This is a genomic window from Mobiluncus porci (assembly GCF_009695935.1).
Taxonomy (GTDB): domain Bacteria; phylum Actinomycetota; class Actinomycetes; order Actinomycetales; family Actinomycetaceae; genus Mobiluncus; species Mobiluncus porci.
The window spans coordinates 1-23,669 of record NZ_VUMY01000005.1; the positions used below are offsets into that span (position 1 = coordinate 1).

Below are 23,669 nucleotides of genomic sequence, written 5' to 3' on the forward strand. Positions count from 1 at the left end.
TCACATGCGCACCCTGATCGTAAGCAGCCACCTCAAAAGAACAACGAGTACGCGTCGAAGTCTTCTCAAAAATCAACGCAATATTCTTACCCTTAAGGTACTGAACCTCGCGACCTTCCTTCTTCGCAGCCTTCAACTGAGCAGCCAACTCCAGGAGCTCAACCCACTCGCCAGGAGTAAAGTCCAGTTCCTTCAAAAAGTGACGTCCATGAAAATCAGTCATGTTTTCTTTCCTTTTCTATCGATTTTGGTGGTTTCTAATCTCGTACAATCGGGCAAGTCATGCAGTGAGAGCCGCCTCGCCCGCGTCCCAGTTCAGCACTGGGAATTTCCAGGACCTCAATGCCTTTCTTCCGCAAGAACTCATTGACGTCTTGGTTTTTGTCGTAGCCGACAATAACGCCCGGTTCCAAAGCCACGAAGTTGAACGCGTCATTCCATTGGTTGCGTTCGGCCTCGATGGAGGGCTCGGAGGTGTTATGTACCACGATACTGTCCACGCCAAGCGCCTTTGCGATGACGTCGTACATTTCTTCTGGCTCGTGGAAGTCATAAACCACTTCGCCCGGCTTGTCGCCAGGAGTCAAAACAGTTGTGGGGCGCAGGCCCATGTTGGGATACTTCACAAAGGTGGCGTGGTCAATCATCGTCATGACCGTATCCAAGTGCATCATGGCGCGGGCTTCGGGAAGGTGAACCGCAATCACCCGTTCCATTTCACCACCCGCAAACAGGCGACGCGCGAGGCGTTCGATTGCCTGGCCCGTGGTGCGCTGGCTGACGCCAATCATCACCGTGCCGTTACCGAGGACCTCAACGTCGCCACCTTCCATCGTCGCCGGCCCCTCGTCCAAACCATCGGCCCAGAAGGTGAAGTTTTCTTCGGTGAAGCGCGGATGCCAGCGGTAAACAGCCGTGTAGTTCACGGTCTCGCGTTGACGGGCCACCATCTTCATCGAGTTAACCGCAACGCCGGAGCCAACCCAGCAGGAGGTGTCGCGGGTAAACAGATGGTTCGGCAGGCAGCGCAAGGCCATGTAGTCAGGGTCTTTTCCGACGAGAACCGGCGATTTAACCTCGCCCATCCGCTTATTTAGTTCCCGCTTGGTGATACCGCCGATGAGTAGCTCCGCTAACTCGCGTCCGTTCATGTCTTCGGCGAGGCGCAAGAAAGCGTCGTTCAAAACGTTGCCGTACCAGCGCTCATCGAAAGTTTCTTTCAAGACGTATTCGCGAGCCGGAGCGATTTCCAGGGTTTCCGCCAAGAGGTCGTTGAAGTCCCAAGTCTTGATTCCGCGCTCTTTAAGCAAGTCGGTGAACACTTTATGTTCTCTTTGCGCCTCTTCGACCCACACCACATCATCAAAGAGCAGGAACTCGGCATTGGAAGGCGTGAGTCTGGATAATTCGCGATGCGGGGAATGCACGATCACTTCCCGCAGTTTCGAGATTTCAGAACTTACGTTTAGGGTCATCTCTGTCTCCAAAAGTTGTATATCCTGCAGTTATTCGGCTTTGAACAACCGCTTGCCTTAACACTACACCAAACTTGTACGCTTGTACAGTACATTTGTACGGAAATTTTTTAGGAAAAAATATTTTTTTGTATCATCGCAGGTCATGTAGTATTTGCAAAAATAAATTTATCAAGAATTTACCTTTATTTTCGGAGAGTTTGTCCTCTCATGGCGTGTCTTTGAGTTTCCCCGCGGGGTGTTCTCGAACCCTTATCGGGACACTAGAATGAGACGGTGCCTAGTGAAACCATCGATTACTCACCTCTGAAATTACTGCACGGGGCTGCGCTGCGCCACCCGGGTAGAAAGTCCCTAATTTGGGTTCGAGAAAAAACTTCTGTCGAAAACCTCCGTGAATCCGAGACTTGGAGCGTGTCCGAATCCTTTGCAAGAGTCGTAGCGCTGGCTCGGGCGTTTCGCGACTGGGGCGTAGCGGCAGGAGACCGCGTCGCCGTAATCGGGAAAAACTCGCCGTGGCATCTCGTGGCCTTTGCTGCCGGCAGCGCCATCCCCGCCATTACCGTTCCGATTAATTGGCAACTTCCCCAAGCGGAACTAGCCGAGACCCTGGCGCATTGTTCTCCGAAGGTCATCCTCGTTGATGAGACAAACCGCGCGAAAGTCGAGTCCGCGCTGGCTCGCGCTTCCGCGGGTTCCACGATTCTCGTCACCTTTGCTGAACTCGCAAGCCTTACGTCTCCGGAAGTTTTGGCGAGATCGGTTTCGAGCGACCCGCTCGCCTTGGCGATTGCGGCCTCCAGAGGGCTCGGGCCAATTCCCGTCTGCGGTGACTCCACCGCCGGCGCCATCATCTACACTTCCGGCACTGCCGCCCGCCCGAAAGGTACCTTGTTGACCTACAAAAACCTCTGGTGGGGGTGCCTGAACTTCCGCGAAGCCTTCGAATACTCCCCCGATTGCGTCGAGGCAGTCGCCGCTCCCCTGTCCCACATCGGGGGGTTCAACGGAACGACTACGGATCTCTTCACGAACGGCGGGACCGTAGTTGTGTTCGAGAAATTCGAGCCACGATTGCTACTCGCGGCGATTGAAGCCTTCGGGATTCAGATGATGTTCGGGGTTCCGACCATGTTCCGGCTCCTGGCTGACGTTGCCGAGGCGAGCGCCTTCGACACCTCGAGTTTTACCCGCGCGCTCGTGGGCGGGGCAGCGTGGGACCGCGAGTTGGCGCGGCGGGTGGTCGAGCTCGGCTGGGGGCCAATCAATATTTGGGGAATGACCGAACAGAGCGCCTCCGGAGCCTGCCTCACGACCGATGTGATGGCGGGTCGTGAGGTCGGAGTCGGGCGGTCGTTTCCCCATATCGAGCTACGGGTGAGTGGCCTTGACGGCGAGCCGGTTCCGGCGGGAGCTATTGGCCAGGTCGAGTGCCGCGGGCCCAGCGTGACTCGCGAGTACTTTCGGGATCCCGAGCTCACCGCGGCTGCGATTGACCCCGAAACCGGCTGGTTTCAGACCGGAGATTTAGTTCTCCTAGATGAAGATGGGTTTTTGCGGCTCATGGGGCGCCTCACCGACACCATTAATTCCGGCGGGGAAAAAATCTTCGCCGTCAAGGTCGCGAGCGTTTTGGCCGCTCACCCGCAGGTGGCGGAGGTCCAGGTTCTCGGAATTCCCGATCCGCTTTGGGGAGAAGTCGTGGGAGCGGTTGTAGTTCCGCGAGGATTTCTAACCCTCGCGGACCTTCAGGATTTCGGAAGACCTACTCTCGCCCCATACGAGCTTCCCCGCCGACTCGCTCTTGTTGACGCGATTCCCCTCAATGCCAACGGAAAGCCCGACCGAGAGTCCCTCCGCGCCCTGTTCGAAACCCACGACGCCTCGCGAGAATTCAGTGACTAGGCGTCCTGGGCGGCCACTTTCGAAGCTAATATTCGGGACGCGATTTTCAAAATCGCAGGTGAACGCGATTTGATTTTATTGCCCTGCTCTAAAAGGGCACTCAAAGTGGCCACCCAGGACGCGGGCATCGGAAAATCAGCCGCATTGCCCGCCTAGAGAGCTAGCGCCGGACGCGGACTCGCGGGAATTAATCGAGATAATTCCGGTTTTACTAGGCAAGAGGAGGAAATTACGTGACTAAAATGCCAACTGTTTTCTTCGGCCACGGCAGCCCGATGATTGCCCTAGACCACAACGAGCTAACCGGGGGGGTCGCCGATTTGGGGCGAACTGTCCTGGATAAATTCGGCAGGCCGCAGGCGATTCTCATGGTGTCCGCCCACTGGTACACGCGAGGAACCTGGGTTCAAAGCACCTCCCGACCTCGCCAGATATACGATATGGGCGGTTTTCCTCCCGCGCTTTACGAGGTGAAATACGAGCCGGACGGGTTTCCTGCCCTCGCTCCGCGCGTCATCGAGCTGTTGGGGAATCGGGCAAATGTGGACGACTCCTGGGGTATAGACCACGGAACTTGGACCGTGCTGGTTCACGCTTTCCCGAAGGCAGACATTCCGGTCGTCCAGCTTTCCGTCAATGCCGAGATTAGCCCCCAAGCAAGTTTCGAGATCGGCCGGCAGCTTAGTTGCCTCGTTAATGAATTCGCGACAGTAACATCCACTCGCGGTTATCGCTCGGCCCGAGCGATAACCGTCTCAGCCTCTTGCCGCGCAGGAGCCTCCCCGAGATCCTCGAGGTGGGCAAACTGCGGCGGAATCAGGCGCTCATAGTGGCGCATGGCCTCCACCCAGAGTTTTCCGGCGCGGTAGGAGGAGCGGACTAGCGGCCCGGACATGCAGGCGGCAAAACCCATGTCCAGGGCGAGTTCTTTCAACTCCAGGAATTCCTGGGGTTTCACCCAGCGCTCCACCGGCAGGTAGCGCTCGGAGGGGCGCAGATACTGGGTCAACGTCAAAATATCGACGCCGGCATCAAGCATATCCCGCATGGTTTTCTCGACCTCGTCGCGTTCCTCTCCGAGTCCCAGAATCAGGTTCGATTTCGTGATGAGCCCTCGCGAGCGGGCTGCCGAAATCACATCCAAGGTACGTCGATAATCGAAGGCCGGTCGCACCGTGCGCATGAGCCGCTCCACGGTTTCGAGATTGTGGCCAAAAACCTGGGGTTCGGCGGCAAACACTTCCTCCAACCCATCGCGGTCTCCCCCGAAGTCATCGACGAGTAATTCCACGCCGGTCTCGGGGCACAGCCGATGCACATCGCGGGTCGCTTCGGCGTAGAGCCTAGACGCTCCCCCGGGCTGGTCGTCACGGGCCACGCCGGTGATGGTGACATATTTGAGGCCCAGGTGCCGGACGGTCTCAGCCAACCGCCGCGGTTCGTCTGGGTCAAGCGGCTCGGGTTTTCCCGAGGCAATATCGCAAAATCCGCAACGCCGCGTGCAAACCGCCCCGCCGACGAGGAAAGTTGCCTCGCGGTCCTCCCAGCACTCGTAGATATTCGGACATCCCGCTTCAGCGCAGACCGTGTGGAGTTTTGCCCCTTGCATGAGCTCGCGCATCTGTAAGTATTCCGGGCCGCTCGTAGCGGTGACGCGCAACCATTCGGGGTGTTTTTCCCGCGGCGTTTGCGCGTTTCGCACCTCAAGGCGCAAGGGCTTGCGCGTGCGTGCGGATTGGAGTGTCGACAATTTTCCCCCTCGGGTTTTCCTCCCCTCTATTTTGTCACACTTCCTTGGCTCCCGCGATTTGGGCATCGTCACAGTCCCTTGCAACACTGCCCCAAATCGCAGGAGTTGCATTGAGACTTCCCCAAAGCGGGGAGACTTCCCCTGTAGACATCCGAAATCGGGACGCAGCCCCTCGTTTAGAATACGAGCCGGAGCAATCCAGCTTCTATCTGGGGTAAAATGCTTTAGTGACCAAGCGAATCGTGATGAAGGACGTAGCCAATCTGGCGGGAGTGTCCGCTCAGACCGCATCTCGGGTTCTCTCCGGAAAAGGCTACGTTTCTGAGCAAACACGAGCGAAAGTTCAGCAGGCAGTCAGTCAACTCGGGTATCGTCCCAATATCGCCGCCTCCTCGCTGGCCTCCGGAAAGTCCCAACTCGTCGGGGTGCTGATTGTCGGGGAGCTTTCCTACGGGCGAGCCCTGGCCTACATTCGTTTCGAACAGTTGCAGAGCAAGAAATGCCATTTCGTGGTTTCAGCATCAGCCGAGCCCACAGAAAGTGCGGAGCTGCGAGAATCCCTGGACTTCCTCCAATCCATTCATCCCCAAGCCTTGGTCATCATCAGCCAAAACCAGGCGGCAGTCAACTTGCTCCTTCCTCATCTTTCCCAGCCGGCAGTTATCGCCATGAACCATCCCGTGCCGAGTTCTGAGGTTGGCAGAGTCGAGTTGGAACAAGTTGACTCTACTACCGCCCTGTTGACCCACCTTTACGAGCGAGGTTGTCGGCGGATTGCCCACCTCAGCCCCGATATTGATGAAGTTGATGCCATAGTTCGAAAAAACACCTATATCGATTTCTGCCAGAAAAACTCCTTGGCTCCGCTCATCATTCCCGTCCGCGATTGGTCCGCTAAAGCCGGCTTCGCAGCCGCTCACGCCCTTGCTAAGGGAGCCTTTGATGCCATCTTCGCCGCCAACGACTATCTGGCGCTGGGCGCTGCGGAATGCCTAGAAAACGACGAGAATCTCCTTCCCGGCAGGGATTACGCTCTGGCCGGTTTTGACGATCTGGAAGCCTCGGTCTATTCTCGCGGCGGCCTCACTACCGTACGCCAGAAATTCCCCGAACTGGCAACCGCAATCGACTCCCAGATTGTGGATCAACTTGCCGGACGCCCGCCCGCAGTCGTAAAGATTGAAAATGAGCTAATCGTGCGGGGTTCTTCCGCAAATTTCTCTCGTCACTAAGTGATAACTAAGTGATAGCAGCAAGCCGGTCCAACCAGTGTCGGCACTCTCCTGATTTATCTTAACACACCCGAACATTATATGTTAGCGTTAACCTTTTACCCCTTAATGGATTAATATTCTTCACCAATTGTCCGGAGATAAGATTAACTGTATCAAAACTCTAAACTCCCTCTATCACAGGGTTTATCTCTTAAGATCCTCCGTCTAAAAATCCCCAAAAATTAAACCCTAAAAAACCCTTGACACCTGAAATGTTTGCGCTAACATTAAATCGTTGGTGACGGGGAAGTCCCAACATTCAACGAAGAAAATCGGAGGAAATCATGACGACAAAGCCAGTTATAGCCGTACGCCCCATCATTGATGGGCGTCGTCGCGGCGTCAGGGAGGCATTGGAAGAACAAACCATGCAAATGGCCCAGACTGCGGCCCAACTCATTCGGGATAACCTGAAGTATCCGGATGGCACCCCTTACGAGGTCGTAGTTGCTGACCGCACCATCGGACGCGCCGGAGAGTCCGAGGCCGTCCGCGAACAGTTCGCTCCCTACGATGTTTGCGGCGAGCTCACGGTGACACCTTGCTGGGACTATGTCACTGAAGTTTTGGATATGGATCCGACCATCCAGCACGCCCTGTGGGGTCTAAACGCCACCGAGCGCCCCGGCGCGGTGACGCTCGCCGCCGCAATGAGCGCCTACGCCCAGTTCGGCATCCCCGCTTTCGGCATTTACGGGGAACACGTCCAGGAGGCCGATGATACTGAGGTTCCTCCGGAGGTCAAGGAGAAGATTCTCCGTTTCGCCAAGGCTGCTGTGGCCGTCGGCCAGATGCATTTCAAGAACTACCTCCAGATCGGCTCCCAGACAATGGGCATCGCCGGCTCCATGATTGACCGCCAGTTCTTCCGCGACTACCTCGGGATGGGCGTGGAATCGGTCGACATGATTGAGATGGATCGCCGCGTCAACCTCGGCATTTTCGACCCTGAGGAGTATAAGAAGGCTCGTGCGTGGGTCAAGGAGAATCTCCACGAAGGCGACGACATTGTCAACAAGCCGAAGTACTATCTCTCCGACGAGGAGCGGGAAGCCCAGTGGGATTACGTCACCAAGATGGTTATCATCGGTCGCGACATGATGCTCGGGAATCCGAAGCTGGCAGAAATCGGCTTTGACGAAGAGGCCGCCGGCTTCAACGCGATTGCCGCCGGTTTCCAGGGCCAACGCCAGTGGACAGACTACAAGCCGAATGCAGACTTGTTGGAGACCTTCTCGAACACGACCTTCGACTGGAACGGCCCGCGTCAACCCCTGACGCTCGCCACGGAAAACGACACCTTGAACGGCACCACGATGCTGTTGAACTACCTCTTGACCAACCGCACCCAGATGTTCTCCGACGTGCGTACTTTCTGGTCTCCCGAGGCGGTGAAGCGCGTCACCGGACACACCATGACCGGTCACGGCGAAGTCGGTTTCCTCGACCTGCGTAACTCCGGAGCTACCACCTTGGATGCCACCGGCGCCATGACAGACCAGGATGGCAAGCCCTGCATGAAGGAATGGTGGAACGTCACGGACACAGACATGAAAGCGGCTCTTGATGCCACTACTTTCCACCCGTCCAACAAGGAATACTTCCGTGGGGGCGGCTTCTCGACCCACTTCGCCACCAAGGGCGATATGCCGATGACGATGGTGCGCTTGAATCTGGTGGCTCGTTCCACTCCGGTCCTCCAGATTGTGGAAGGCTGGACCGTGGAAATCCCCGATGAGGCGCGAAAGATTATTGAAGACCGCACCGATCCGGCGTGGCCGACGACCTTCTTTGCTCCGCGCCTGACCGGCCAGTTGCCTTTCGATTCGACCTACAACGTCATGGACGCCTGGGGCGCTAACCACGGCGCGATTGGCTACGGGCATTTCGGAGCGGATCTCATCACCTTAGCTGCCATGCTGCGGATTCCGGTCGCGATGCACAATATCCCAGACACTGACATCTATCGTCCGCGGAACTGGAATATGTTTGGCACCTCCGACCTGGAAGGCGCCGACTTCCGGGCTTGCGCCGCCTACGGACCGCTTTACCGCTAGGGGCATCCATGCTGAGTGCTTTAGCGATAGACATGGGGTCGTCCTCCCTGCGCGCCTATTTGGGGATTTGGGATGGAACTAAGAACGCCCTGGATCTGAAGGAAATCGGACGCCAGCCAATCACGGCAAAACGCTCTGATTCCGGCACGCTCTATTGGCCGACCGCTGATTTTATCGAGATTGCGCGCCAATTTGCCCTCGACGCCACGAAAGAGCTCGGGAAACCGCCCGACTCGGTCGGGGTGGACGGCTGGGGCGTAGATTTCGCATACGTCGACAAAACCGGTCGGCCCTTGGGAAAGGCGATTGCCTATCGCGATGCACGAGGCACGCAAGGCCAAAAGCTGGTGGATCGCCACTTCTCCCGTCCAGAGCAGTATCAGTTAACCGGGGTCTTACCCCAAGACATTAACTCGGTCAACCGGCTAGCTCTGGACGCGGAGGATGGCATCCCCGAAGGCACGGATTCCATCATGTTTTTGCAAGACCTGGTGGCGAGATCCTTGGCGTGGAACGACCTCCCCGAGTGGGGAGCGGCCTACGATCCGGGATCTTGGGCCTCGCTCGGGATTGCTTCAACCTCGGGGCTGATGGAAAGCGGCAAAGGCCGGTGGAGCAGGGAAATCGTCCAGGCTATCGGGCTTGATGAAACCCTCCTCCCCCAGCTAAGAGGCGAGCCTTCACTGCGCGCTAAACGCGGCGAGACCGTGTTTATCCTTTCCGGATCCCACGACACCGCCTGTGCCGCCTACGCGATTGCTCCCCACGGGGGCGACATCTTCGTGTCCTGCGGCTCCTGGGCGGTGGTGGGAGCCACCACCTCCTACCCCGTAAACACGGAGGACGCCTTTGCTGCCGGCATCACCAATGAGTCAGCAACCGGCGGGAAGAATCGCGCCGAGCTCAACCTCACCGGCATGTGGCTCGCCCAGGAATGCCGCCGCACTTGGGAAGAAGAGGGCCGAGACGTGTCGTTTTCACATCTCGATACCATCACCCAAGAGGCGCAATCACGGAAAATCCTGATCGATCCGAGCGACCCCAGGCTCGCGGCCCCGGGCAATATGCCAAACCGCATTCGCGAACTCGTGAAAGACGATTTCGGAATCACCGGTCTCACCGACGGGGAGCTGTTGCGGCTCATTGATGAATCATTGGCCGCAGCCATTGTTGAATCCATCCACCTTTTACGGTCCTTGGCCGGCGGAAAAGGCGCCGTCACAATCACCGGCGGCGGCACCAATGACGCCTTCCTCATGCAGGAAATCGCCAGTCGCCTTGGCCAAAACATCTGTCTCGCAAAATGCGAGGCCTCCATTATTGGCAACGTGTTTGCCCAACTTAACCTCCTCGGCGTACCACAAGTCGCGACGCGGAGCTGGCTCGAAGGGGCGGAGTTTTGTCAAACCGTCGCCCCCGAGCTTAGAAAAAATCCCCTGAAAACTGGAACAACTCGAAACTGAGAGGAAAACTCATGAGTACTGAACAAGAACTTCGCGAAGAGATTTGTGAAATCGGCCAGAAAGTCTGGCAGCGCGGCTATGTGGCAGCCAATGACGGCAATATCTCCGCACGCATGGAGGACGGCAACATCCTCTGCACCCCCACGGGCATCTCTAAAGGCTCGCTCACGCCGGACATGATTTGTAAGTTGGCCCTCGACGGCACCATCCTGTCAGAGAATCCCCCTTACAAGACATCTTCCGAGGTCAAGGTCCATCTGCACCTCTATCGCGCCGAGCCGAAAGTCATGGCGGTAGTCCATGCCCACCCGATCTACGGCACAGCCTACGCGATTGGTGGAGTGGAACTGGTCAACAAGCGGATGCCGGAAAATGTGTTGGCCATGCCGGTGATTCCGGTCGCCCCCTATGCCACGCCTTCCTCCGAGGAACTCGCGGAGAATATTGAGCCCTATGTCCATGACTACTCGGTGTGCCTGATGGAAATGCACGGCGCGTTGTCTTGGGGGCCGAGCCTGCTGGCAGCCTATCAAGGGATGGAACGCCTGGAATACACCGCGAAACTCACCTATCTGTGCGACCAGATGGGCTTCAAAGACCGCGAACTGGACGACGCCGAAGTGAAGAAGCTCATCGGTATGCGCCCGCAATACGGATTGTGAGCTGCCATGAGCGAAAATAACGTTACCGCTCCCCCGCCTCCCGCTGGGGGAGAAACCTCCAAGAAATCCTCCGGTTTCGTTTATCCGGGTTTGACGCTTCCCTTCGCGTTGCTGGTCTGTTGCTTCGCCGCTTGGGGAATGGCAACCGACCTCACCGCGCCGATGGTGAATGTCTTCAAACAGGTTTTCGACATGAACACCGTCCAGGCCGCCTTGGTGCAGTTCGCCTATTACGGAGCCTACTTCTTGCTGGCTATCCCCGCGGCCTTCATCAACTCGAAGCTGGGATACAAGGGCGGTGTCGTCATCGGCCTCGTGCTGGCGGCCTCTGGCGCGCTGCTGTTCTTCCCCGCTTCAAAGATCATGACCTACGGGATGTTTTTGGCAGCCTTATTCGTGATGGCTGGCGGCCTGTCGATTCTCGAGACGAGCGCGAATCCTTTCGTGATGTCCCTTGGTCCGGAGCACAACGCCACCAGGCGCTTGAACTTCGCCCAAGCCTTCAACCCGATTGGTTCCAACCTCGGCGTGCTCATCTCGACCTTGGCGATTGCGCCATTCATCACGGATGCCGTCCATAAACAGAACATGAGCGAAGCCGAGAGACTGGCCACGGCTTCCACCGAGCTGGGGCACGTCATGGTTCCCTACATCTGCTTGGGGTTGCTGTACTTGTGCCTGGGATTAGCGCTGTTTATGGTGAAAATCCCGAAGACGAATGCTCGCATGAGCGAAACCGATGCCACCGGCTACCGCAAAGGTGTTTTCGGGCGGCTCTTGCACAACAAAGTCTATGTTTTCGGCGTGATTGCGCAGTTCTTCAACATCGCTGCCCAAACCTGTATCTGGACTTTCATCGTTTTCTACGTGAAGTTCACTTTACACATTGACAATAAGGACGCCGGCTGGTGGCTCCAAATCGCCCTGTTGTTCTTCCTGATCATGCGGTTTGTGATGGTGTGGCTGATGGGACGCTTCGACGGTCGCAAGATGATGGTTTTCATGTGTGGACTCGGGATTGTCTTCACGACAATCGGGATTCTCTCCGGAACCATCGTCGGCGCACTGTGCATCGCCGCGCTCTCCGGCTGCATCTCGCTGCTGTTCCCGACCATCTACGGGGTCGCCCTCACCGGCTTGAAGGAAGACACGAAGTTCGGGTCTTCCGGCCTGGTAATGGCCATTGTGGGTGGCGCGCTGATGCCGATGGTGCAGGCGCGGGTTCAAGATCTCACCAATCCGCAAGTCGGTTTCATCGTCGTGCTACTTTGCTTCGTGATTGTGGGTTCATACGGTCTCTTCGCCGTGAAGAACCAGGTTATGACACAAGACTAGAAAAACTAATTGAAACTCGGATCCCAAAAATATCTTGGAATCCAGAAAAGGAGACAAACATGTTGAATAAAATCCCAGCCATTTTGAGTCCGGAGTTGATGAAAACTCTCATGGAAATGGGTCACGGTGACGAAATCACCTTCGGGGATGCTAACTTCCCGGTCATGGCTCATGCGAACCGCGTGGTTCGCGCTGACGGCTTGTTGATTCCCGATCTTCTTAAGGCAGTCATGGAGTTCCTGCCGTTAGATCATTACAACGATTGGCAATACGCGCTTTGTGACACGGTCGGGGACGATCCGACACCGTCGGTGTGGTCTCAGTATGACAGCATCATCAAGGCAGTCGATCCTGGCGCGGTCGTGAAATACGTAGAGCGCTTCGACTTCTACGATCTCGCCCGCCGATCCCATACCACGGTCTTGACCGGTGAAACTGCACTTTACGGGAATATAGTCCTAAGGAAGGGCGTTGTCGTGATTTAGGGAAGTGGCGCGCAACGCGAAGCGTTGCGCGCCCGTACCCGAATGGCGGGTCACCGCCTGGGGCGTCTTCGAACCGCATCCATAAGCTCATACATGAGGTCATCATTGAAAGTGGCTTCGCTCACTGCAACGGGTTTGCCGTCAATAGGGCTCTTTTCCAAGCTAGCCTTGCGCCCGCCCGGGGTGATTTGCAGCCCCGCCCCGTATAGAGAAATGTCAACGCGATTCCCCGCTTCCAAACCGAGTTGGTCACGCAAGGGCTTTGGCGCCACAAGGCGCCCCACTTTGTCAATCACCGCTTCCATGCCCCACTTTTACCATTCAATTGGGAATTCAGTTCCAATTAACTCCCTACACTACGAAAGGCATTTTTCGTCTCAAGGGCGACTGCTAGGCTGGTGTCAACATTGAAATCTTGAGGAAAAGACCAGACGATGAGCGAGCCGCAGTTCACTTGGATGGATGTTTATACGAAGTTTGCCGACCGGTTGATGGACTTCAAGAACGACCGCAAGACGCTGATTGACGGGCTACAGCACGTGTTTTGGGAAATAGGAATGAAATTCCCACACCTTGATTCTGTACCAGTCCTCTGACATTGAACCGTTTACTGTTTTTGGTCTGTTCAACAAGGGCATCGTGGATTCCTCACGTAAAGCAATTATTTTCGGGTTGTCAAACGAGTTCCAAGTAGCCGCACAGCCTGTTGAGGAATTTGACGGTATTCCAATTCTCATGCCCCAATTGGCAACGTATTACGGTTTTGAAAATGACCCCAAACATATGCTTATCGCGAACTCACGAGGGGAGAATATGCAAATCTCGAGCGTGAAGAATTCGACAATATTCACTCCCTTTTTGCGGCGATTCTCTCTCTCGGAATTGGACGCCAAATCAAGCAAGGTTTGCATAGGGAATATCTCGAGACCCAAGATGAGCTCGCAACGATTCGTGGGCGGGTCGACATGCCGGGCACAATCCGCAACCGCCCCGGGAATGCTGCTGTACGCGAAGACTGACGAGGACGTGCCCACGGAAACCACCTGGTCAATGAGTGGCAACTCAATCGGAATCGGAGTCCTCGACCTAAACCAAGACTTCAACCGCATCCGCGCTCGGCTCGACGACATTGTGGCAACGCACTTCCCGGCTATTCGGAAAGCAAGTCAAGATACTGCTGGCGGGCTTTCATGGCATGGATGACGAGCTAATTTCCGCTATCGAAAAGCAAGACCACGATTTCAAGGAGCCTTCCGACGTCATCGAACCCGAGTCGTAACTCCCGACCAGGATTCTCTTCATCAAGAGGCTCAACCCAAAGAGGAATGAAGCTGCTTGCAAGATGCCATCATCGGTGGGTCGCTGGGCTTTTTGGTGTTTTCGAGCGGATTCGTGGAGGGAAATGCTCATGCGAAAACTGCTTCACGGATTAACTCAGAACGCGAAACGTGGCGACTTGCCGCGCGTGAGTCAATTACTTGCAATTCTTCGGCGGTAAATCGCACTGCCACGACCTGGCTAGGCGCTGCGCCCCTTCCAGGGCGTCCCCGCCCTCGCTGCTTCAACACCGCAACGTCATAACCACGTTCAGCCTCATCGGCCCACTGGGCAATCTTCTGTTCAGTAACTGTCTGGCCGTTAATCGTCTCACTCATACAATTATCGTAATACGAAAACAGTCGAATCGCAACGTCTACAATCCGCAACTCTCCACAGAATACCCGCGTAGCCCCACCTTGGGCTCCTATAATTGCCTAAAGGCGAGTTGGCGGGGATTGCAAGGGTGGCAAGGAATGTGAGCGTGAGGGCTTTCCGTAAATGGCTTGAGGCCTATGAGGCTGATGGTAGGGCGGGTTTGTATCGTTCAAATCGACATCATCGTCAACGCCGATCTGGACATCGTCGATACTTACGAGAAGCCTGCGCTAATTGATGAGTGGCGAAAAATCCCAGAGCTATGGGACAAGGTTCGCCGTGATGTTGATAAGCATGCCCCGCCGACACTTACCTTCTTACAGGTTCCGCCACTTTTCAGAGACTATTCGCAATCGTCAACCTTTTCAACCCGCTCAGGCAATTTGCCAAGAAACCGAAGCTTCACCTAGTCGACCCTGCTCTGGCTGCGATTCTTGCTGACGTTGACAAAAAGGGGCATTCTGCGCGGCGAAGTCTCCACGTTGATTCCCAATCCTGGAACCGGAACTCAGCAGGGTGCCTGATTTGAGTCCCTTGCCGTCCAAAGCATGCGCATTTATACCCAAATGTGTGAGGCGAACACTTATAATTTGCGCACATCCAGAGGCGCGCAGGAAGTCAATCAATAAGTGCCTTGAGCTTCACTTCGAGCTGTCGAACTAAAACCTCCGCCGCCGTCGGAAAGTCCGTCTCCACGCCTTCCTCGTAAAGCGAAGTCACCCCCGCATCCGCAAGCCCGCACGGGATAATCCCCGTGAATGCCCGCGAAAAGTCTGGATGAATATTCAAGGCCAGCCCGTGCAAAGTTGCACCCTGCACGACCTTCAGCCCAATCGCACATAGCTTGCGATCCATGCCCACACCTCGTTCGAAAGCAGTCATCCGTGTAGCATCGCGATACCGCAGCCACACTCCGGCGCGCCCCTTGATAATCTCCACCGGAAGATGCCACGTTTCCTGCACCCCATCAATAACCGCGGCCTCAACAGCGCGAATATAGGCAATCAAATCGATAGGTTCGCGGAGCTTCACAACCGGATAAACCACAAGCTGCCCCGGCCCGTGCCAGGTTAAGGACCCCGCCCGATCCGTGCGAATCACCGGCAGTTCCTTGTTCAAGATGTCTTCTTCATGCGAGTTGCGCCCTGCGGTATAGACCGGCTCAAACTGCCCCAAAATCAAGGTTGATTCGAGCTCACCGTCCCGTACTTTCGCCCAAGTCTCGCGCTGAATTCGGTCGGCTTCCTCGTATTTGACCAGTCCGCGTGTAAGTAAGTTCTCAATTCGCACTCTGTAAGTTTAGCCGCTCCGTGGCTTCCATACCCTCGCGAGGCCGACAGTGTGAATCGGCTTCGCGCCCCGAGTGCCCTGCGCCCCCGAGCATCTTGGGCCCCAAGCGTCCTGGGGGGCCATTTTGATCGTGATTTACACCAACCATTAATTCCATAAGCGCAGTTCAAATGGATTTCACAGTCCGCGGATATCCGATAAAGCTCCTCAAAGTGGCCGCCCAGGACGCACCTCCAATCCACCAGCTCGAAAAACGTCGAAACTATCCCCTCCAAGCGAACCATTAGACTGGACGGGTGTTTCCTCTCGCCACCAGCGGCTCGTATCCAGACCTGGATTCTACCTCCGAGGGCGCGCTGCCCCCGAACCCGTGTTTCCGGATTCCAGCTCTGGCTGCGTTTTCCGCAGCTTCAGCTCATCCTGGCCGACTTCTCGCGGCTTTCGATATCCGCCCAGATTTCCATGATTTACCCGGGAAGATCGCTCTCGGGACTCGGTTCTCTGACGACTCGGGGAGAACCTGGTCCCCCCTTCAAGTTCTGAAGCCTGCAAGGGATGGCTGGGGTTTTGGGGATGCGAGTCTCATCTCGACTTCCCGTGGCGAAATGCTGGCCTTATTTGTAGCGAGCCGCGGACGCAATTTTTGGGATGAGGCGGAAGCAGGCGCGGAGTGGAGGCTTCTCCAAGGTCACTCCCAAGATGGCGTCACCTGGGATTTCACTGATTTAACCGCACAACTCTGGGACGAGTCCACCGGTTCAATGTTTTTCGCTTCCGGAAACGGCATCGAGCTCCGCGAGGCACGCTCGCGGGGGCGACTCTTACAGCCGATTGTGTGGCGAGCGCGCGGATCGACTGAGACCTTGGCGGGCGTGGCTATCTCGGATAATGGAGGCCAGTCTTGGTCTCGACCGCGGGCCGCCGGATTCAGGCGTCCCGTCGGCATTCCGGGCGGTGACGAGAGTAAGGTCGTGGAACTGCCAGGTGGCGATGTGCTTCTGAGTTCACGGGCTTATCCGAGGCGCCGCTGGGCGATTTCGTGCGACGGCGGCCAGAGTTTCGGATCGGTCTGGAGCGAGGTGGCGGATCCGGGATGCAACGCCGGTTTGGCGGTTTTTGACGATGAGATTATCCTGACGAGCCTGTTCCCGCCGGCATTGGTGGAGGATTCCGCGGAGAGCCAACCAATGGGAACGGTTCTTTGTTCGCAAAACGGCTCGCGTTTGGATCCTTCCGCTGGAAAAAGTTCGAGTCGCCAAGACTGGTCAGCAAGGAGCAACCTGGTTCTCAGGCGCGGCAAGTGTTCCGCCGTTGATTCCGGAAAACCGAGACTAACTTGGTCTCCGCCTCGAGTGATTGATTCTGGGCAGGCAGCTTATTCCGTAGCGATACCCCTGGGAAACCATATCGCGATAGCCTGGGAGCGGGGACAAAACTCCCCCTACGGTTCTTTGGCTTTCACCATTGTCGACTATTGACCAATGCGATATCAGAGGAACTCTTTACTGAACGAACGCTTGCTAAACTAGATGAATATGCGGGTCGAAGGACAAATTGTGTGTCTTGGATATTATTTTTAGGATTTCTTCTGGAGTGGCGGCGACTGTCGGCGCGTGTTGGTAGCGCCACCAGGAAATGGTTGAGTTCTTTAGCAGAGTTATCAATCTTTCCGACCTTAGACCCGCCGCACTCCTTACAACGCCAACGCTGAGAACCGGAAGAAGTCTTTCCATTACGTTTCAAAGGAGTATTACACGCCGGGCATTTCATCATATTCATGCCATCAGCATGAACCGACCAACTTTCAACCCGACTTTCCCCCGCCAACACAAGCAAAACACGGGAAAACAAACACACAATTTGACCGACCCCAAAGTTCAGCCAAACCAACTTTCAACCCGACTTTAAGGCTCTACAACAACAAAAATCCCGGATAAAAAACACACAAAATGTCCTTTAACCCGGTTTTTCGGAGCATCCCTGCCACCAGCATGAACCGGTGAATTTTCAACCAGACTTTGCCCGAAATAGCAACAAAAAACCCGAATTAGATCAACACGTAATGTCCTATAAACCACAATTGATTTTGGGATAGACCTCGCCTATCCCAAAATCAATTGTGGACCCAGAGGGACTCGAACCCCCGACATCCACGGTGTAAACGTGGCGCTCTAGCCAACTGAGCTATGAGTCCTCGCGGAAAAGACCGCGAATATGAGTTTAACATTTTATTCCGCAAGTGCCTACTGGGCCCCGCCCGAATCTCCTCCAATTCCGTCTTAGAACTTGCTAAGCCCTTGACGACTGGCGGTTTCTAGTCTCGTTCGACGGCCTCAACCCAGCTCGCCACCAATTCCGCGGAGACTGGATTATCGAATGACTCCTCCGGTCGAACTCCGGATCCCACATGGAAATTCTTAATCCCGAGTGCCTTTAGCCGCGGGATTCCCTCCAGACTCAACCCGCCACCGGCCAGAATCACCTCTCGCGCCTCGGGGCGGCGCTCGACTAGCTCCCGAAAATATCCTTCCGGATCTCCCGCGGTCGGCGCCCCTCCGGAGGTCAAAACCTGGTCCGGTGGAAATATGAGTTCATCAAGGGACTTCCAGGCAGCAAGATAGTCGGTGACTTCATCAATGGCCCGATGGAAAGTGTAAGGGATTTTCCCCTGGATTCTACCGAGAATCTCATTGGTGGTTTCCACGTCAATCTTTCCCCCGCGAAGAAAACCGAGAACAATCCCGTCGGCTCCTGCCTCCACGAATTGACTCGCCAGAGCCTGCAGCTCCTCGAGACGATCAGTGCCAAAACCATCCTCAAGCCGCAGCATCGGCCGAACCGGAATCCCCACTTTCCACGCGATTTCTGAAACAAGCTCCGGGCTCGGGGAAATCCCCGCGAACTCCATCGACCCCACAAGTTCGACCCGTCCGGCCCCGCCTTCCTTTGCTGCTCGCGCGTCTTCTGTGTTCAAAGCGATAACTTCCAGCATCTTGCCCCCGTAGTTGTCCTTATCGAAAGTGTTTTCCCCAAATATATTACTTGAGCGATTCCTGCTTCGAGGGGTCCCCGAAGTCGCGCCGAGAGCCTTGCTGGGCTCCAAAACAGCACTCGCTCTGAAAAAGATCTCATACACACACGCCGAGGTCATATCGATTAATGATTACCTCTTTCGAGAATAAATACTGAGAAACCTTCTTGATCTCACCAATTCGAGGGTAGAATTCTTGAAGAATCCTCGGCTTTTTAGTGACGGTCGGCGATTTCTTGAAGGACCATTTTATGTACACGAAAACAGTTCTAGCCGGATTTGCAGCCGCGAGCCTTCTCACGACGCTTAGCCTCCCTACCGCCCAGGCAGGAGAGATGCCTTACTCTCGCTTGGCTGGTCCTACCGGGGTGGAGACGTCCCTGGCTGTTGCGGGTCACGTCTATCCCGGTGCTTGGTCTACAGTCTATGTCGCGTCTAACGCCAACCCCGTGGACGCTCTCCCGGCTGCGACTATCGGCAATGGTTCGATTGTCTTAACCGATAACAAGACCCTAAGCCTTGGTGGCAAGATCCCCTCTAAGATTGTCCTGCTTGGCAGGACAGGCGCGGTAAGTTCCGCTATCGAGCAGCAGGCAAACAACCTGGTTGGTGCTTCCAATGTTTCCCGCCTCGCTGGTGCTGACTGTAACGCTACCGCCCGTGAGATTGCTAAAGAATGAGTTCGGGTAAACGGCACCCCCAGCGTTGCCTATATCACCAAGAACGCTGGATCCGGTTCCCCTGACACGGATGAGTCTTAGCCCATTGACACAGCTTCTCACGCAGAGCCTTGTCCGGATCATCGACCCGTTCCCGGTTCGGTTTACGACGAAACACGCTACGCGACAAACCCGCAAGCTTACAGGCCTTACCCTCGCTAATATCAAGGCGTTCCATCAAACAAACCACGCCCGCCCGGCGCCTAGCCGGGCTCAGAAGTTTCCCTCAGCCAACTCCCTCAACGCTGCCTTCTCCAGCGCTTTCACAACATCTTCCGAACTATAACTCCGCCGCTTACTCACCATGACCTCCATTCTGCCAAAAACGGCCATCAAGAACTCTCAAAACAAACGAACCTAAATTACGGGGTCATGCCACCTGGCCCAATACTGAAGTCTGGACGCAAGGCGGGCTATTACCCAGGGACGCACAAGGTAACGTTCTTACCAACGGCTGTATCGCCTATACCGGGAACAACGACCCAGTAACCGGCGATAAACTAATGGCTCCTGACGAAACCATGACTGGCGTTAAAGATTCGTGGAAACTAAACGAAGATACCCACGAGCCTAACAACCGCGAACTAATTGACGTTTGGCTGGACAACTCTGACGTTGGCTGGCTCATTAACGACAATGGGCAACCGATTAAGACCGTCCTTACCGGGACGCTCTACTACTTCGGTCTGGAAAACGGCAAGACCACAACATCAGAAGCGGAAACCACAAACCCAAAACATTTTTACGGCATTTTTACGGCAAATGCCCTTTCGGGGAAACGAAACCCCCGACCTGTTGGAGCAAGTCTCCAGGTCGGGGGCGGTATTGGTAGCGGGGGCAGGATTTGAACCTACGACCTCCGGGTTATGAGCCCGGCGAGCTACCGAGCTGCTCCACCCCGCGTCATTGACCCGTCTACTTTACCAGGAAAAGTCCCTGTTCTCAACTCGAGGGGGCTCGGCGCGCCAGGAATTCCGCCAATCCGTCGAGGAAGGCGCTCCGAAAATGTAGCTATGCTCAGAGCACTGCCATATATTCCGGCGCTCTGAGTACAGCTGCACTTTATGCAACAAAGTGAGCGCTACGCCGTGGGGTCAGACCCTTTGGCTACGTTCCCTTCGGTCACTAAGCCAAGAGGTCTGACCCGTCGGCTACGCTCTAGCCCACGCGGGTTACGGCGCAGCTGCGGTTGCCGCAGGTGACGAGGTTGCCACCGGTCGGGCAGGGGTCGCGTCGGGTGCCGCCCCGACAGCTGCGGCCGCACCATCACCGGTACCAGCGGCGTCACCAGCCGCAGCCGCACCGCCAGCCGCAGCCTCACCTTGGAGTTCCACGGCCTTCTGCAGTTGCGCCTTCAAATCAGTCTGGGCTTTGCCATAGGCCGCCCAGTCTCCGGCCTTCATCGCTTGATCGGCCGCGTCCATCGCAGACTTCGCTCCCTGTAGAGCCTGTTGCAATTGCTGGGCCGGAGTCAGCGTCGGCGCTGCGGGAGTCCCGCCGCCACTAGCGGCGCCTCCCCCTTCTTCGGAAGTCACCGCCCCGGAGTCTCCGCCAAAGAGCTGGTCCAAAGATCCCTTCAAGGTGGGAGCAAACCCAATCTTGTCCCCAAAGGATGTCAACACGAACCGCAACAGCGGATAGGTAGTCCCGGATTTACCTTGAACATAGACCGGCTGGACATAGAGGAGCCCCCCGCCGACCGGCAAAGTCAGGAGGTTCCCGCGGACGACTTCCGTGGATTGCTGAGACAAGAGGTTCAAGGTTCGAGAGACGTTATCCGTGGTCTTGAACTTGTTGGAAACCTGGCCGGGACCCGGCACCGCCAAATCCGAAGGCAGCGACAAGAGTCGTATCTTCCCGTATTCCGGACGGACCTTGCCCGCCTCTGAGCCGGTTTCCGAGTCAACCGTCAAATATCCCGTCAACACGTTACGATCCGACTGGCCGTAAGGAATATAGGTGGAATACAGCGAGAACTCGGTAGATTCCGCTCCCGGGGCCTGCATCGTCAGGTAGTAAGGCGGCTGCAAGGCCGACATCACCGTAGTCGAGCCCTCGTGGGTCGGGTCATCAGGCAGCTTCCAGAAGTCCGAGCCGGAATAGAAAGACCGCGGGTCAGTCGTGTGGTAGCGAGCAATCAGGTTGCGCTGCACCTTAAACATGTCCTCCGGATAGCGGAAGTGCGCCATCAAATCGCCCGGAACCTCCGAAACGGACTTCAACTGTCCGGGGAAGACCTTAGACCAAGCGTTCACGACCGGATCTTTGGCGTCCCACTGGTAGAGGGTCACCGACCCGTCATAGGCATCAACCACGGCCTTCACCGAGTTCCGGACGTAGTTAACGGCATTCGGAGCCCCGAACGAGTATTGGCTCGTCCGCGAATCCATAATCGAGTTCGTGAAATCAATGTGGGTCGAGTAGGGGTACGAATTGGAGGTCGTATAGGCGTCAATAATCCACACGACCCGCTTCGGGGTCTTCGGATTTCCATCCATATCGACCACCGCCGGATAAGCCTTGGAGTCCAGGGTCAAATAGGGAGCCACCTTCGCGACCCGCTCCTCCGGATTCCGATAGAACAAAATCTGGGAGGCCTCGTTGACCTGCTGGGAGAAGAAAATCTCCGAAGCCTGGAACTTGATGGCATACATCAAGCGCTCCCACGAGTTTCCGACCGTGGGCCCGCCGTCACCGGTGAAGGTGTTGTTGACTCCCTTATCTTTGGAGGTGTCGGAGGGATAGTCAAACTCCTGTTTCGGGCCACCCTTTGGTGAACCGACAATGGAGTAGTCCGGAGAATACTGGCCGAAATAGATTCGCGGCTCATACTCGCCCAGTTCCCCTGTCGAGGGGATGCCGTGTTCCCAAAATGCCGGTGAACCATCGGCGTTGACCTTCGAGCCGTAAGCCGTTACGACCCCGAACCCGTGGGTGAAGACGGTATGTTGGTTCACCCAAGACTTTTGGGAGTCACCAAGCTGGTTGGTGTCGAGTTCACGCACAGCGATGACTGTGTCTTGCGCCTTGTCATTAATGACATAGCGATCCACCGCGAGGTTAGGCGCGAACCGGTAATACTGGCGGTTTTGTTCCAACTGACCAAAGGTACGCGACACCACGGAAGGATCCAACAAACGAATCGAAGCGGTCGATTCGCTGTCTTGGCGCAACTGGCCAGCTGTTGCTTCGGTGGAGGCTTTGTAGGTTTCTTCCTTCACATCCGCAATCCCGAAGGCATCACGAGTCGCCTTAATGTTGTTAGAAATATAGGGAGCCTCGAGTTCCTGGGCCGAAGGATCGACCTGGAATCGCTGAATCAGGAAGGGATAGAGTCCCCCGACGAGAATCGCCGACAGCACCATGACCCCGACACCGGTGGCCGGAATAATCCAGGACTTGCGGAACGCTCCGATAACGAACAACACCGCGATAACCAGCGAAATCCCAACGAGAATATTTTTCGCCGGAAGCACCGCGTGAATATCCGTATAGGAAGCGCCCGAGAATTTGTCGTGGGAACCCATCAGGAGCTCGAAACGCTGGAGGTAGTAGCGCAGCGCGAATACCGCAGCGAGGAGCGCCAACAGAATCGAGATATGAATTCGAGTCCGGTTCGGGATCTCATCAATCGAGGTGGAGAGGTTTCCTTGGAGATAGTAGCGAGCCAAGGTGAAAATCCCCGCCATGACGAGAATATTGAAAACCAGCATCGTGACCTGGGAATACACCGGCAGGGAGAAAACGAAGAAGGAGGCGTCTCGCCCAAAGATGGGATCCTTGGTTCCGAAGTCGGTCCGGTGCCACCAAGCAGCAAATTGCTGCCATTGAGAGGCAAGCGGGAGCGCCACAAAAACCCCCGCCACCAGTGGTGCAATCACGATGAGAGCCTTGCGCCACGGCTCAAAACTGTCGCGCAAGGAGGTCACGCCGGGGCGGGCTTCGCGGCGCATATCGCGACGCAGTTCTTCTTCAAAGGCGCGGGAGGCCTTTTCATCAAATTCAGCATCGAATTCGAGGTCGAGATCCACCACGTGGTCTTTGTCGTCTCCGGTTTTGTCCGTCGGCGAGGTCTTGTCAGTAGCAGGTTTTTCTGCGCTATCTTCAGCAGCCTTCCGCTTCTCAGCCTGGCGTTTCGCCTCGTCCATTTTCTTTTCGGCGTTACGCCGGTTGGCGGCTTTCGCGCGCTCCTCAGCGTACGGACTGGCCTTGCCGGCAACAGCCAAACTAATCCAGGTGACTGCCGCTGCGAGCAGGGTCCCGCCTACTACTAGGCCGATTCCCCAGCCCCAAGTGGTGAGGATCACCGAAAGTCGTTGCAACTGGTTGAACCAGGCAAATTCGGTCCAAATCTTAGAAAGAAACACCACGACCAGGGCGACAGCGGAGATAATCGTCACCACTATACCGAGAGTCTTGCCCGCGCCGGAGGACTGACCTGCCGGATTCGAACGGGGCTGACGTGGCGGACGCGGTCCGTTCCCGCCACCACCGCGGCCGCCTCCGGGAGGACCTCCGAAGAGCGAAT

24 protein-coding genes, 2 tRNA genes and 1 pseudogene are annotated in these 23,669 nt (G+C 56.1%); 14 read left to right on the top strand and 13 right to left on the bottom strand.

Features of this window, described 5'->3' with window-relative positions; translation table 11 throughout:
* A pseudogene (locus FYJ63_RS03370) lies at nucleotides 1–223 on the bottom strand (ornithine carbamoyltransferase); the annotation flags it as partial.
* A gap of 34 nt (nucleotides 224–257) precedes the next feature.
* Nucleotides 258–1,475, bottom strand: coding sequence for an arginine deiminase (locus FYJ63_RS03375; RefSeq protein ID WP_154543792.1), 1,218 nt, complete (start codon nucleotides 1,473–1,475; stop codon nucleotides 258–260).
* A 276-nt stretch (nucleotides 1,476–1,751) separates the two neighbouring features.
* Here FYJ63_RS03375 and FYJ63_RS03380 point away from each other — a divergent pair, with 276 nt between their 5' ends.
* The gene (locus tag FYJ63_RS03380) at nucleotides 1,752–3,380 is read left to right on the top strand and encodes a class I adenylate-forming enzyme family protein (RefSeq protein ID WP_338106806.1); all 1,629 of its coding nucleotides are present in this window, start codon (nucleotides 1,752–1,754) and stop codon (nucleotides 3,378–3,380) included.
* Between the two features lie 242 nt (nucleotides 3,381–3,622).
* Entirely contained in the window at nucleotides 3,623–4,210 is a 588-nt protein-coding gene (locus FYJ63_RS03385) for a dioxygenase family protein (RefSeq protein WP_154543985.1), read from the top strand.
* Here the strand turns inward: FYJ63_RS03385 and lipA are convergent.
* Nucleotides 4,108–5,130 carry a lipoyl synthase gene (lipA, locus tag FYJ63_RS03390; RefSeq protein WP_154543794.1) on the bottom strand — a complete coding sequence of 341 codons (1,023 nt, stop codon included), beginning with the start codon at nucleotides 5,128–5,130 and terminating at the stop codon, nucleotides 4,108–4,110. The two genes, FYJ63_RS03385 and lipA, sit on opposite strands and share 103 nt — an antisense overlap.
* 227 nt (nucleotides 5,131–5,357) lie before the next feature.
* Between lipA and FYJ63_RS03395 the strand changes: the two genes are divergently transcribed.
* The 6 genes from FYJ63_RS03395 to FYJ63_RS03420 all read left to right on the top strand — a co-directional run bounded on the left by FYJ63_RS03395 (nucleotide 5,358) and on the right by FYJ63_RS03420 (nucleotide 12,406).
* Nucleotides 5,358–6,362, top strand: a complete 1,005-nt coding sequence (locus FYJ63_RS03395) for a LacI family DNA-binding transcriptional regulator (RefSeq protein ID WP_338106807.1) — start codon at nucleotides 5,358–5,360, stop codon at nucleotides 6,360–6,362.
* A 326-nt stretch (nucleotides 6,363–6,688) separates the two neighbouring features.
* Nucleotides 6,689–8,461 carry an L-fucose isomerase gene (locus FYJ63_RS03400; protein ID WP_154543796.1) on the top strand — a complete coding sequence of 591 codons (1,773 nt, stop codon included), beginning with the start codon at nucleotides 6,689–6,691 and terminating at the stop codon, nucleotides 8,459–8,461.
* Nucleotides 8,462–8,469: 8 nt separating this feature from the next.
* Nucleotides 8,470–9,924, top strand: coding sequence for a rhamnulokinase (locus tag FYJ63_RS03405; RefSeq protein ID WP_195839324.1), 1,455 nt, complete (start codon nucleotides 8,470–8,472; stop codon nucleotides 9,922–9,924).
* Between the two features lie 11 nt (nucleotides 9,925–9,935).
* Entirely contained in the window at nucleotides 9,936–10,586 is a 651-nt protein-coding gene (locus tag FYJ63_RS03410; RefSeq protein WP_154543798.1) for a class II aldolase/adducin family protein, read from the top strand.
* A 6-nt stretch (nucleotides 10,587–10,592) separates the two neighbouring features.
* Nucleotides 10,593–11,921 (top strand): L-fucose:H+ symporter permease, encoded by a 1,329-nt coding sequence (gene fucP, locus FYJ63_RS03415; RefSeq protein WP_154543800.1) that lies wholly within the window; start codon nucleotides 10,593–10,595, stop codon nucleotides 11,919–11,921.
* A 59-nt stretch (nucleotides 11,922–11,980) separates the two neighbouring features.
* Complete coding sequence (locus tag FYJ63_RS03420) at nucleotides 11,981–12,406, top strand: RbsD/FucU family protein (RefSeq protein ID WP_154543802.1); 426 nt, start codon at nucleotides 11,981–11,983, stop codon at nucleotides 12,404–12,406.
* A 50-nt stretch (nucleotides 12,407–12,456) separates the two neighbouring features.
* Here the strand turns inward: FYJ63_RS03420 and FYJ63_RS03425 are convergent, their stop codons facing one another.
* Nucleotides 12,457–12,711, bottom strand: a complete 255-nt coding sequence (locus tag FYJ63_RS03425; protein ID WP_154543804.1) for an AbrB/MazE/SpoVT family DNA-binding domain-containing protein — start codon at nucleotides 12,709–12,711, stop codon at nucleotides 12,457–12,459.
* Between the two features lie 129 nt (nucleotides 12,712–12,840).
* On the opposite strand from FYJ63_RS03425, the gene FYJ63_RS03430 reads away from it, so the two are divergent.
* Both FYJ63_RS03430 and FYJ63_RS11465 read left to right on the top strand, forming a co-directional pair.
* Nucleotides 12,841–13,002, top strand: coding sequence for a hypothetical protein (locus FYJ63_RS03430; RefSeq protein ID WP_154543806.1), 162 nt, complete (start codon nucleotides 12,841–12,843; stop codon nucleotides 13,000–13,002).
* Nucleotides 13,003–13,272: 270 nt separating this feature from the next.
* Nucleotides 13,273–13,425, top strand: a complete 153-nt coding sequence (locus tag FYJ63_RS11465; protein ID WP_407717217.1) for a 5-methylcytosine restriction system specificity protein McrC — start codon at nucleotides 13,273–13,275, stop codon at nucleotides 13,423–13,425.
* A 169-nt stretch (nucleotides 13,426–13,594) separates the two neighbouring features.
* Here the strand turns inward: FYJ63_RS11465 and FYJ63_RS03445 are convergent, their stop codons facing one another.
* Nucleotides 13,595–13,816: a hypothetical protein gene (locus tag FYJ63_RS03445; protein ID WP_229769924.1), complete on the bottom strand. Its 222-nt coding sequence runs from the start codon at nucleotides 13,814–13,816 to the stop codon at nucleotides 13,595–13,597.
* Nucleotides 13,813–14,061, bottom strand: coding sequence for a ribbon-helix-helix domain-containing protein (locus tag FYJ63_RS03450; RefSeq protein WP_154543810.1), 249 nt, complete (start codon nucleotides 14,059–14,061; stop codon nucleotides 13,813–13,815). The genes FYJ63_RS03445 and FYJ63_RS03450 overlap by 4 nt, the downstream gene beginning before the upstream one ends.
* Nucleotides 14,062–14,238: 177 nt before the next feature.
* Here FYJ63_RS03450 and FYJ63_RS03455 point away from each other — a divergent pair, with 177 nt between their 5' ends.
* The gene (locus FYJ63_RS03455) at nucleotides 14,239–14,511 is read left to right on the top strand and encodes a hypothetical protein (RefSeq protein ID WP_154543812.1); all 273 of its coding nucleotides are present in this window, start codon (nucleotides 14,239–14,241) and stop codon (nucleotides 14,509–14,511) included.
* Nucleotides 14,512–14,719: 208 nt separating this feature from the next.
* Here FYJ63_RS03455 and lipB read toward each other — a convergent pair whose 3' ends face one another.
* Nucleotides 14,720–15,391 carry a lipoyl(octanoyl) transferase LipB gene (gene lipB / locus FYJ63_RS03460; protein WP_277025867.1) on the bottom strand — a complete coding sequence of 224 codons (672 nt, stop codon included), beginning with the start codon at nucleotides 15,389–15,391 and terminating at the stop codon, nucleotides 14,720–14,722.
* Nucleotides 15,392–15,687: 296 nt separating this feature from the next.
* Between lipB and FYJ63_RS03465 the strand changes: the two genes are divergently transcribed.
* Nucleotides 15,688–16,869, top strand: coding sequence for a sialidase family protein (locus tag FYJ63_RS03465; RefSeq protein ID WP_154543814.1), 1,182 nt, complete (start codon nucleotides 15,688–15,690; stop codon nucleotides 16,867–16,869).
* On the opposite strand, the gene FYJ63_RS11470 is transcribed toward FYJ63_RS03465, so the two are convergent.
* From FYJ63_RS11470 to FYJ63_RS03475, 3 genes are all read right to left on the bottom strand, one after another.
* Nucleotides 16,850–17,170 (bottom strand): transposase-like zinc-binding domain-containing protein, encoded by a 321-nt coding sequence (locus FYJ63_RS11470; RefSeq protein WP_420846015.1) that lies wholly within the window; start codon nucleotides 17,168–17,170, stop codon nucleotides 16,850–16,852. The genes FYJ63_RS03465 and FYJ63_RS11470 overlap by 20 nt on opposite strands.
* A gap of 341 nt (nucleotides 17,171–17,511) precedes the next feature.
* A tRNA-Val gene (locus tag FYJ63_RS03470) sits at nucleotides 17,512–17,585 on the bottom strand.
* A 120-nt stretch (nucleotides 17,586–17,705) separates the two neighbouring features.
* The gene (locus tag FYJ63_RS03475; RefSeq protein ID WP_195839325.1) at nucleotides 17,706–18,527 is read right to left on the bottom strand and encodes a copper homeostasis protein CutC; all 822 of its coding nucleotides are present in this window, start codon (nucleotides 18,525–18,527) and stop codon (nucleotides 17,706–17,708) included.
* A gap of 146 nt (nucleotides 18,528–18,673) precedes the next feature.
* Here FYJ63_RS03475 and FYJ63_RS03480 point away from each other — a divergent pair, with 146 nt between their 5' ends.
* Nucleotides 18,674–19,102: a cell wall-binding repeat-containing protein gene (locus tag FYJ63_RS03480; RefSeq protein WP_229769925.1), complete on the top strand. Its 429-nt coding sequence runs from the start codon at nucleotides 18,674–18,676 to the stop codon at nucleotides 19,100–19,102.
* 34 nt (nucleotides 19,103–19,136) lie between these two features.
* Here the strand turns inward: FYJ63_RS03480 and FYJ63_RS11005 are convergent, their stop codons facing one another.
* Nucleotides 19,137–19,319, bottom strand: coding sequence for a hypothetical protein (locus FYJ63_RS11005; protein ID WP_195839330.1), 183 nt, complete (start codon nucleotides 19,317–19,319; stop codon nucleotides 19,137–19,139).
* A gap of 325 nt (nucleotides 19,320–19,644) precedes the next feature.
* Here FYJ63_RS11005 and FYJ63_RS03485 point away from each other — a divergent pair, with 325 nt between their 5' ends.
* Nucleotides 19,645–19,989 carry a hypothetical protein gene (locus FYJ63_RS03485; RefSeq protein ID WP_154543818.1) on the top strand — a complete coding sequence of 115 codons (345 nt, stop codon included), beginning with the start codon at nucleotides 19,645–19,647 and terminating at the stop codon, nucleotides 19,987–19,989.
* On the opposite strand, the gene FYJ63_RS03490 is transcribed toward FYJ63_RS03485, so the two are convergent.
* Together FYJ63_RS03490 and FYJ63_RS03495 are read right to left on the bottom strand one after the other, a co-directional pair.
* Nucleotides 19,968–20,044: transfer RNA gene (locus tag FYJ63_RS03490), tRNA-Met, on the bottom strand. The two genes, FYJ63_RS03485 and FYJ63_RS03490, sit on opposite strands and share 22 nt — an antisense overlap.
* 269 nt (nucleotides 20,045–20,313) lie before the next feature.
* Nucleotides 20,314–23,544, bottom strand: coding sequence for a UPF0182 family membrane protein (locus tag FYJ63_RS03495; protein ID WP_420846017.1), 3,231 nt, complete (start codon nucleotides 23,542–23,544; stop codon nucleotides 20,314–20,316).
* Nucleotides 23,545–23,669: the final 125 nt, after the last annotated feature.

Coding starts and splice junctions, on each gene's coding strand:
- FYJ63_RS03405 (WP_195839324.1), top strand. CDS start 8,470: ATGCTGAGTGCTTTAGCGATAGACATGGGGTCGTCCTCCCTGCGCGCC.
- FYJ63_RS03420 (WP_154543802.1), top strand. CDS start 11,981: ATGTTGAATAAAATCCCAGCCATTTTGAGTCCGGAGTTGATGAAAACT.
- FYJ63_RS03455 (WP_154543812.1), top strand. CDS start 14,239: ATGAGGCTGATGGTAGGGCGGGTTTGTATCGTTCAAATCGACATCATC.
- FYJ63_RS03480 (WP_229769925.1), top strand. CDS start 18,674: ATGTACACGAAAACAGTTCTAGCCGGATTTGCAGCCGCGAGCCTTCTC.
- FYJ63_RS03410 (WP_154543798.1), top strand. CDS start 9,936: ATGAGTACTGAACAAGAACTTCGCGAAGAGATTTGTGAAATCGGCCAG.
- FYJ63_RS03425 (WP_154543804.1), bottom strand. CDS start 12,711: ATGGAAGCGGTGATTGACAAAGTGGGGCGCCTTGTGGCGCCAAAGCCC.
- FYJ63_RS03445 (WP_229769924.1), bottom strand. CDS start 13,816: ATGAGCATTTCCCTCCACGAATCCGCTCGAAAACACCAAAAAGCCCAG.
- FYJ63_RS11005 (WP_195839330.1), bottom strand. CDS start 19,319: ATGGAACGCCTTGATATTAGCGAGGGTAAGGCCTGTAAGCTTGCGGGT.
- FYJ63_RS03400 (WP_154543796.1), top strand. CDS start 6,689: ATGACGACAAAGCCAGTTATAGCCGTACGCCCCATCATTGATGGGCGT.
- FYJ63_RS03375 (WP_154543792.1), bottom strand. CDS start 1,475: ATGACCCTAAACGTAAGTTCTGAAATCTCGAAACTGCGGGAAGTGATC.
- FYJ63_RS03385 (WP_154543985.1), top strand. CDS start 3,623: ATGCCAACTGTTTTCTTCGGCCACGGCAGCCCGATGATTGCCCTAGAC.
- FYJ63_RS03430 (WP_154543806.1), top strand. CDS start 12,841: ATGAGCGAGCCGCAGTTCACTTGGATGGATGTTTATACGAAGTTTGCC.
- FYJ63_RS11470 (WP_420846015.1), bottom strand. CDS start 17,170: ATGAATATGATGAAATGCCCGGCGTGTAATACTCCTTTGAAACGTAAT.
- FYJ63_RS03450 (WP_154543810.1), bottom strand. CDS start 14,061: ATGAGTGAGACGATTAACGGCCAGACAGTTACTGAACAGAAGATTGCC.
- fucP (WP_154543800.1), top strand. CDS start 10,593: ATGAGCGAAAATAACGTTACCGCTCCCCCGCCTCCCGCTGGGGGAGAA.
- FYJ63_RS03485 (WP_154543818.1), top strand. CDS start 19,645: ATGGCTCCTGACGAAACCATGACTGGCGTTAAAGATTCGTGGAAACTA.